Origin of the sequence: Chryseobacterium sp. (assembly GCF_022712095.1) — a bacterium.
Lineage (GTDB): Bacteria > Bacteroidota > Bacteroidia > Flavobacteriales > Weeksellaceae > Chryseobacterium.
This window is the reverse complement of the sequence record NZ_JALAHD010000121.1, coordinates 1-9,400: the sequence shown is the minus strand read 5'-3', so window position 1 is coordinate 9,400 and position 9,400 is coordinate 1. Positions and strand designations below refer to the sequence as shown.

General features: G+C 36.0%; 7 protein-coding genes. All 7 read right to left on the bottom strand.

Annotated elements, in window-relative coordinates:
• Positions 1 to 49 precede the first annotated feature (49 nt).
• Positions 50 to 739 (bottom strand): hypothetical protein, encoded by a 690-nt coding sequence (locus Q0A18_RS06120; RefSeq protein ID WP_292009267.1) that lies wholly within the window; start codon positions 737 to 739, stop codon positions 50 to 52.
• 116 nt (positions 740 to 855) lie between these two features.
• Entirely contained in the window at positions 856 to 2,382 is a 1,527-nt protein-coding gene (locus Q0A18_RS06115; RefSeq protein WP_292009266.1) for a M20/M25/M40 family metallo-hydrolase, read from the bottom strand.
• Between the two features lie 208 nt (positions 2,383 to 2,590).
• Positions 2,591 to 4,051, bottom strand: a complete 1,461-nt coding sequence (locus Q0A18_RS06110) for a TolC family protein (RefSeq protein WP_292009265.1) — start codon at positions 4,049 to 4,051, stop codon at positions 2,591 to 2,593.
• Positions 4,023 to 7,214 carry an efflux RND transporter permease subunit gene (locus Q0A18_RS06105; RefSeq protein WP_292009264.1) on the bottom strand — a complete coding sequence of 1,064 codons (3,192 nt, stop codon included), beginning with the start codon at positions 7,212 to 7,214 and terminating at the stop codon, positions 4,023 to 4,025. The genes Q0A18_RS06110 and Q0A18_RS06105 overlap by 29 nt, the downstream gene beginning before the upstream one ends.
• Before the next feature lie 21 nt (positions 7,215 to 7,235).
• Complete coding sequence (locus Q0A18_RS06100) at positions 7,236 to 8,318, bottom strand: efflux RND transporter periplasmic adaptor subunit (RefSeq protein ID WP_292009268.1); 1,083 nt, start codon at positions 8,316 to 8,318, stop codon at positions 7,236 to 7,238.
• 135 nt (positions 8,319 to 8,453) lie between these two features.
• Positions 8,454 to 8,843 (bottom strand): hypothetical protein, encoded by a 390-nt coding sequence (locus Q0A18_RS06095; RefSeq protein WP_292009263.1) that lies wholly within the window; start codon positions 8,841 to 8,843, stop codon positions 8,454 to 8,456.
• A 91-nt stretch (positions 8,844 to 8,934) separates the two neighbouring features.
• The coding region (locus Q0A18_RS06090) for an AraC family transcriptional regulator (protein WP_292009262.1) at positions 8,935 to 9,400 on the bottom strand (466 nt) is incomplete at its 5' end.

The following is a 9,400-nucleotide window of genomic DNA, read 5'->3' as shown; positions in this document are numbered from 1 at the left end:
GTCTTAGGCAAAATAAGTGGGTTGTCTTTTTCAAGGCAACCCACTCTTTTTAATTAAATATAGTTAAAAAATGATGTTTCGTTTGTAAACCTAATTTAGCTTCAGATCTTAGCTGGCTGTAAATACTATACTCAAATGCCTTTACTGAATACAATTTTCTGTCGATAAAATTGGCAATCTCTACAACAGAAGCATAAAATTCCTTATAAAGAGCAATGTTCACAGTCTGTCCATAATGAGGTAAAAAAGCTTTCAAAAAGGGAATAATAGTTTGATGGGTATTATAATCAAGCTTATAGCCCATTTTTTCTGCAGAAGTAATAACCTCAGGATGGTGAAGATAATCAAGAAGGTTTTCTTCATATCTGGATGAATGATTTAAAGAAAGATATCTGTTTATTTTATCCAAGACATATTGAGCATATTCCATCATAGAAATAGTCTTCCATCCGGAAACAGCATTAGTATGGGTATTTAAATTTTCATTTTGGCTCTTATCCAGATAAGAAATACCAAAATTCCCAAACGAAGAGAAGGAAAACTCTTTAACTCTGACGCTAGCGTCTACCTGCAGATCATCATCTGAAAAATTATAATATAAATAGGGTTTATAAATTCCTGCCAACTGAGCTAAAAAATCTATTTCATTTGTATTAGAATAATTCTCAAACCAGGTTTCAAGATCATTGTAATAATATTTTTCAAATTCTTTAAAACTTAAATAAAGTCGTAATTCCATAGCTTTGTATTTGATAATGCGAAGCTATTCCCTTAATACGACAAAACTTGACGCATTAAAAAAATAATAAAAAAAGAGTGAGAAAATTCTCACTCTTTTTTTATTTTGTTAACTTTCTATTTATCATAGTTTTTCATAATATATTCAAAATAATGAATCATCTTCATATAATTATCAATGCTTATATATTCATTGGTACTATGAATACTCTGCTGTTCGTATTGATTAATCTTAGCAGGAATAAACCGGTAAATATGATTACTGACATCCTGATACTTGTAAGCATCCGTACCTCCCACTGTTAAATACGGAGTAATAATTACACCCGGCTGGATTCCTCTGAGACTTTCTTCCATAATTTTATAAGCTTTAGTATCCGATGGTGATACAGAGGAAGCTTCTCTTGCATTGATATCTTCAACAACGACATCGAAACCTTCTGTAGCTTTTGCAATATGATCCTTTACATCTTTGAGGGTATTTCCAGGCAATAATCTGAAATTTACGACAAATTCTACTTCAGGAGATAGTACATTGCTCGCATCACTTCCCTTCATCATTGTTAAAGCCGTAGTCGTACGCACCAATGCATTCGTAGAATTGTTTTTTGTAAGCTGAGATAGTAATACTGGTTCTAAAAGCCATTTATTAGCAATAGCCAATCGGTTGGTAAAGGGCATTGTTCCTCCAATATTATCAAAGAAATTACTGATAAGCGGGGTAACGGTAGGCTTCATCTGATGCTGTTCCAGTCTCTGCATAATGATAGCCGCTTTTCCCATTGCACTTTCTAAAGGCGGCACAGATGAGTGTCCTCCTAATCCTTTTACTTTAATTCTGGCAGATAGAAATCCTTTTTCTGCAGCCCCTATCAATGCTACATCAGCATCTACTCCCGCTACACTCCCTTTTTCCAATATAAATCCACCTTCATCATACACCGCATCGAATTTCAATCCGTTCTTTTTAAAATGTTCTGCAATTTTAACAGCACCTAACTTACCTCCTATTTCTTCGTCAAAGCCAAAAGCCATATAGATATCCCTTTGAGGAACAAATCCAGACTTGATAAGATTTGACATAGATTCAAAAAGAGAGAAAAGCATTCCTTTCATATCTAAAGTTCCTCTTCCATAGATCCTGCCATTCAATACAGCTCCTGAAAACGGGCCATAATCCCATTTATCAGCTACTGCCGTTACTGCCGGCAATGGTTTATCCTGAGGTCTGAAAATATTTTCCTCCATACTTTTTACAGAAGCATCTCCGGGAGGAACCACATCCATATGAGAAAGGAATAAAATAGGCTCCAGTTTAGAATTACTTCCTTTCAGCCTGAATACCAACCCATATCCATTCACCTCATAGTTTTCCGTATTTTGGTAGATTTCAGGATAGTTCTTCTTCAGATATGCTTTGAGTTCATCAAAAGGTTTGTAATCTTCTGCATTATCTCCGGGAGATACAGTAGGTATTTTAATTCCTCCGGAAAGTCGGGCAACCGCAGAATCATTTTGTTGAATCTTTACTCCTTCCCCCGACTGTATTTCAATTTTCTTAAAAGGGTAAGTAAAAGTTCGGATTAATAAAAAGGCCACAAGAAGCACTAAGAGAACAAGAATCACCAAGAGTATTTTTTTCATAGTCATTAATTTTATAATTTCTATTAAGTTAAAATTGTCATTCTATAAACAAATATAACACCAAAATATCTTTTCAAAGTGCATATTTTAAAGTATTTTTATATTCATATTAAAAAAAATTAAACAGCATCAGCATATTACATTCAAAATAAAAAGGGGAAAGTTCTGAAAAAGAACACTTCCCCTTAAATAATAGTTTAAAATTTGATTATTTCCAGCCTCCGCCTAAACTTTTATAAATATCAACAATGGTACTCAACTGCTTTTGTTTAGCTTCCACCAAATCCATTTTGGCATCCAGTGCATCACGCTGATTCATTAGCACTTCCAGATAATCCGCTCTTGAATTCCTGAATAACTGATTTGCAATATCTATAGACTGATCTAAAGCATGGGTCTCCTCCGACTTTAATTGATAATACTGATCTATATTTTTCACTTTAGACATCAGATTAGCTATATCCAGATAAGCATTAAGAATTGTTTTATCATATTCATAGAGCGACTGGATCTGTTTGGCATCCGCCGTTTGAAAATTAGCTTTTATCGCACTTTTATTAATCAAGGGACCTGCCAATTCCCCTGCCAGATTGTAAGCAATGGATTCCGGCATTTTAACCAGATAGGATGGTTTGAAAGCTTCTAATCCTAATGTAGCAGAAATTTCCAAAGAAGGATAAAATTCTTTTCTTGCCGCCTCTACATCGAGTTTAGCTGCCTTAAGTTCCAATTCAGCCTGTTTAACATCGGGACGATTAGCAAGCAGCTGGGAAGGAATTCCCGTATAAACAGTCTGGGGAATTGTTGACATAAAATTTTCCTTCTTCCTTATAATCGGTTGCGGAAATCTCCCCAACAAAGCATTAATTTCGTTTTCTTTCTCAGTAATCTGTTGTCTGATCGTATATTCAGCAGCTTTAGATTTAGCAAGCTCAGCTTCAAACTTTTTAACAGCCAATTCCGTAGCCGCCGCCGCCTGTTTCTGAATCTTAGAAATTTCCAGTGCTTTTTTCTGAAGCTCGGTATATTGCTGAATAATATCCAATTGGTTATCCAGAGCCAATAATTCATAATAATTATCTGCGACTTCTTCAATCAGACTCGAAAGGACAAAGTTTTTCCCCTCCACTGTAGACAAATAATGTGCTATGGCTGCTTCTTTTTCAGTTCTGAGTTTCTTCCAGATATCAATCTCCCAGTTAGCCATTAATCCTCCTTCAAAATTTCCCAGCGGATCCGGCATTTCTTTCCCGGGTTCTATTTCTGTAGTAGCATCCCCGGCTCCTTCACTTGTATAACGTCCTGCCTTTTTTACGCCAATTCCCAGTTTAGCTGCTACTGTCGGGCTTAATTTCCCTTTCTGATAAAGGACACCGCTTTTTGCTATTTCAATTTGCTGTAATGTAATCAATAGTTCCTGATTATTCTTTAAAGCAATCTCAATTAAATTTACCAGATCCGGATCAGTAAAAAACTGTCTCCAAGGAGTCATTCCACTATTATTATCAGCATTCTGCCGTTCTTCCTGCTGTTGAAAACTCGGAGGAAGATTTTCTTTCACTTCATCTTTTATAACGGTTGCCATCGGAGCTTTACAGCTTACCATGATGAGTGACATTCCGATAAGGGCAATTATTTTTTTAGTCTTCAAATTTTCCATCATGTTCATAAGGTTCTGTTTGTTCTGTTAAAGGATTTTCTTCTTCATATCTCGCCAATCTTGACTTTTCCGCTATGGTTCCGAAAATATAATACAACCCCGGAATAATCATTAATCCGAAAACAGTTCCGATTAACATTCCTCCTGCTGCCGCTGTACCTATTGTTCTATTACCCACCGCTCCCGGTCCGGTTGCCAATACTAACGGAATCAATCCAGCAATAAAAGCAAATGAGGTCATCAGAATCGGACGAAAACGTATAGCAGCTCCTTCAATTGCTGCTTTAGCAACAGAAATTCCTTCTTCCGCTTTTTTCTGTACGGCAAATTCTACAATTAAAACTGCATTTTTTCCTAAAAGACCGATCAACATAACCATAGCCACCTGTGCGTAGATATTATTTTCCAATCCCAAAAGTTTAAGACATAGAAACGCTCCGAAAATACCTGTTGGTAAAGAAAAAATTACCGGCAAAGGAAGAATAAAGCTTTCATACTGGGCAGAAAGAATCAGATACACAAATCCTAAACATACCAGAAAAATAAATACAGCTTCATTACCTCTTCCTACTTCATCTTTTGAAATACCTGCCCAATCAATGCCAAAGCCTCTTGGTAATGTTTTATCAGCAACTTCCTGAATCGCTTTAATGGCTTGTCCGCTGCTGTATCCAGGTGCAGGCGTTCCGCTTACTTCTGCTGAGTTATACATATTATGCCTTGTGATTTCTGATAAACCATATACTTTTTCCAATCTCATAAAGTCTGAATAAGGAACCATCTGGTCTTTATCATTCTTTACATAGAGTTTAAGAAGGTCTGTTGGTAAAGCCCTGTATTGAGGTCCTGCCTGTACAATTACCTTATAAGGTCTATCAAAACGAATGAAACTCGTTTCGTAATTAGATCCTATCAGGGTAGATAAGTTATCCATGGCATTCTCTATCGTAACTCCTTTTTGCTCTGCCAGGTCATTATCTATCTTCAGCATATACTGGGGAAAGCTCGCAGAATAAAAAGTAAAGGCAGACCCAAGCTCAGGACGCTTTTTCAATTCTTTTACAAAATCATTACTTACCTGCTCCATTTTCTGGTAATCCCCACTTCCTGCTTTATCAAGTAACCGTAACTCAAAACCTCCCGCGGCACCATATCCCGGAATTGATGGCGGCTGAAAGAACTCTATATTTGCCCCCGGAATATTCTTAGCTTTTTCTTCCAGCTTTTCTATAATTTCCACCGCTGATTCTTTTCGTTCATTCCAGCTTTTAAGATTAATCAGACATGTTCCTGAATTGGAACCTGTACCTTCTGTTAAAATCTCATATCCTGCCAATGAAGAAACAGACTGAACTCCATCAATATCTTCAGAAGATTTTAAAAGCTCTCTCGCAATCTGGTTGGTTCTTTCCAATGTAGATCCCGGTGGAGTCTGAATAATAGCATAGATCATTCCCTGATCCTCACTTGGAATAAATCCTGAAGGAAGTGAATTGCTTAAAAAGAAAGTGCATGCACAAAAAGCTAATAACAATGGTAATGTGAAAGCCTTTCTGGTAACCGTTTTATTTAAGAGCTTTTCATATCTGCCGGCTCCTTTGGTAAATAAATTATTGAATTTATCAAGGAATATTGTGATTGGGCTTTTCTTTTTAGGTATGTTGTGATTATTTTTTAAAATCAACGCACATAATGCCGGAGTCAAAGTTAATGCTACAATTCCGGAAAGGATAATTGCCGAAGCCATTGTAATGGAAAACTGACGGTAAAATACTCCAACAGGACCGGACATAAATGCAATCGGAATAAACACGGATGCCATTACCAAAGTGATCGCGATAATCGCTCCACTGATTTCATGCATTGCCTCTTCAGTTGCTTTTAAAGGAGACAGGTGTTTCTCTTCCATCTTGGCATGAACCGCCTCTATAACTACAATCGCATCATCCACAACAACTCCGATGGCCATTACCAATGCAAAGAGTGAAATCATATTCAGGGTAATTCCAAAAGCAGACATGATAGCAAATGTACCGATGAGTGACACAGGAACTGCCAAAGCAGGAATTAAAGTAGACCGCCAATCACCAAGGAAAAGAAAAACAACAATAGCTACCAAAATAAATGCTTCAAACAAGGTATGAACTACTTTTTCGATTGAAGCATCAAGAAAACGGGAAACGTCATAACTGATATCGTAATGCATTCCCTTCGGAAAAGTATTTTTCTGAAGGTCTGCCATTAATGTTTTGACATTTTTAATAACATCGCTTGCATTGGATCCGTAAGATTGCTTAACCGTAATTGCAGCTGAAGGCTTCCCGTTCAAGGTGGAATAAATATCATACATAGAACTTCCAAATTCTATATCTGCGACATCTTTTAATCTTACAAATTCACCACCCGGCTTTGCTTTAAGAATGATATTTCCATAGTCTTTTTCATTATTGAAACGGCCCGGATATTTTAATATATATTCAAAAGATTGGGAGCGTTTCCCAGAACTTTCTCCTGTTTTTCCGGGAGAAGCTTCCAAACTCTGCTGATTCAGAGCTTCCATTACTTCATCTGCAGAAATATTGTAAGCAGTCAATCTATCCGGTTTCAGCCAAATACGCATAGCATATTCCCGGGTACCTAATATATCCGCGTATCCTACTCCACTTACCCTTCTCAATTCAGACATTACATTGATATCTGCATAGTTAAAAAGAAATTTCTGGTCTGCTTTAGGATCATCACTATATAAGTTAATATACATTAACATATTGGGCTCTTCTCTTGTGATCTTTACCCCTTCCCGGACTACTAACGGAGGGAGTTTATTAACCACTGAAGAAACCCGATTCTGGACATTTACCGCCGCTACGTTAGGATCGGTGCCTAGATCAAAAACTACCTGAATGGAAGCTTCTCCGTCATTTCCTGCATCTGAGGTCATATATTTCATACCCGGAACTCCGTTTAAACCTCTTTCCAAAGGTATAACAACCGATTTAATTAGCAGCTCGTTGTTAGCCCCGGGATATTCCGCGGTGATATTTACTTTTGGGGGTGAAATGGAGGGAAATTGTGTTATCGGAAGACTTACTAATGACAAAATTCCTAAAAAAACGATAATCAATGAGATTACAATAGACAGAACTGGTCTGCGAATGAATTTTTTAAACATACTACTTCATTTTAGAGTCTGCTACTCTGCTTTTAATTTCAATGATTGAATAACTTTTTTGGGTTCCTGGAACTTTGTCTGCACTTTCTGATCATCTTTTACTTTCTGTACTCCTTCAAGAAGTATCTTGTCTCCTTCAGATAAGCCTGAAGCTATTACATATACATCAGGAAGTTCATAGGCAACTTTTATATTTTTAGATTTCGCCACACCATTTTTATCCACTACAAATACATATTTCTGATCCTGGATTTCATAGGTAGCTTTCTGAGGAATAATTAATGCATTTTTAAGAGGTAAACTCATCTGTATTTTCCCTGTTTCCCCATTTCTTAAAAGATTATCAGGATTAGGAAACTTAGCTCTGAAGGCTATATTCCCCGTTTCATTATCAAATTCCCCTTCAATGGTCTGAATTTCTCCTTTTTCCGGCATTGCTTCTCCATTAGCCAAAATCAATGTCACCTGGTTACTTCCCCTGTCTGCTGAATGAGTCTGATAATTCAGATATTCAGGTTCCGAAACATTGAAATAGCTGTAGATATTGGTATTATCAGATAAGGAAGTCAACAGATCTCCTTCATCCACCAGGCTTCCTAGCTTTAAAGGTATTCTGTTAATTACTCCAGAAAAGGGGGCTTTAATATCTGTAAAAGACAAATGAATCTGAGCCAGCCTCATTTCAGCATTCGCAGCATCGAGTTTAGCCTTTGCCATGGCACGTTCGTTTTTAGAAACAATATCATTGTTAGCCAATGTACTGGCATTCTTTAACTCAATAACCGCCTGCTCTACTTCAGCTTTGGCTTTCATGAGTTCAGCCTGGTATAGCTGGGGCATAATCCGGAACAAGGTCTGCCCGGCATGAACGTACTGCCCTTCATCCACATAAATATTCTGCAGAAATCCTTTTTCCTGAGCACGGACTTCTATATTTTTTACAGATTGAATCTGAGCAACATATTCTTTATTGATTACCGTATCCGTTTTCAATGGGCTGGTTACCGGATAAATCGTTTGTTCTTCTTTTTCTTCTTTTTTACTGTTACAACCGATGAACAGCATGAGAGCACTTAGCGTAATGCCTGAGATTACTCTTTTCATCATAATTTTAGAATTAATATAGATCGTTAATGTTTTAAATTGAATGATTGATAGGTACCATTGTGTTATTACTGACAGCACAAAGTGTTTTCTGCCAGTAAAAGAGCAGAAAATAACAATAGTTGAAAAATAGATTTAAATTCTAATAGAACGTATTAGAATGAATTTTTTTACTGTGGAAAAATCGGATAAAAATCCAAGAATAACAGGTTTTAAACGCTTATACTTTAATAATCCTAAAATATAAGTCAGCGTAAAGACACTAGCAAACACGACAATAGTCTGTAATATATCAGATAATTGAAAATCATCCTCACTGAGCTCAAGAGATGAATTTTCTCCCGTGTTATCAACAATTTGCTGAATGGAAAGTTTTTCAAAAGTCTGATTTAAGCGATTGGCTTTTTGAGGTAAATGGCTGGTATGCTGTGTTGAGTTACTATGTAATACATTCACATGAATTCTACTTTCTACAATAAAAAATAGAAATAAACTCGTTAGAAAATATACAATGTAGTTTCTCATTTTGATTCTACAAATGTAAGCTTAGATTTAAATATTATTAAATACATTAACAATATTTAACTTATCTTTAAATAATCTAAAATCAGAAAACCTATAATTCTTCAAGATGATGAATATATTCAGAAGGAGTAATTCCTTCTATTTGTTTAAAAACTCTGTTAAATGTAGATTGATTGGAAAAACCTGACGCCGTATAGATATACATTAAAGTAATTTTATCAAGGCTTTGCTCCTGAATCATTTCTTTTACATTATTAACACGACAGCTATTAAGATAGTGCGTAAAATTGGCGTATCCATTATATTTAATTGCTTTGGAAATATATACACTGTTGGTATTAAGAAGAGAAGATAGCCGCGAAATAGTAAAGTCTGTTTCTTTAAAGTGCTGCTGATGTTCCACTATATCTTTTATATTCTCAAATAAACTGTTATATTTTTCTTTATCTTCCCCCCGATCGCTTTCGGAATTCCCGTTCAAGTCCATTTTATTCCCATTTTCTTTTCTTGTCCTCAAATCTTTGGTCTCTACTTTTCGTATTTTATCTTTATAAAAT

Coding starts and splice junctions, on each gene's coding strand:
- Q0A18_RS06120 (WP_292009267.1), bottom strand. CDS start 739: ATGGAATTACGACTTTATTTAAGTTTTAAAGAATTTGAAAAATATTAT.
- Q0A18_RS06115 (WP_292009266.1), bottom strand. CDS start 2,382: ATGAAAAAAATACTCTTGGTGATTCTTGTTCTCTTAGTGCTTCTTGTG.
- Q0A18_RS06110 (WP_292009265.1), bottom strand. CDS start 4,051: ATGAACATGATGGAAAATTTGAAGACTAAAAAAATAATTGCCCTTATC.
- Q0A18_RS06105 (WP_292009264.1), bottom strand. CDS start 7,214: ATGTTTAAAAAATTCATTCGCAGACCAGTTCTGTCTATTGTAATCTCA.
- Q0A18_RS06100 (WP_292009268.1), bottom strand. CDS start 8,318: ATGAAAAGAGTAATCTCAGGCATTACGCTAAGTGCTCTCATGCTGTTC.
- Q0A18_RS06095 (WP_292009263.1), bottom strand. CDS start 8,843: ATGAGAAACTACATTGTATATTTTCTAACGAGTTTATTTCTATTTTTT.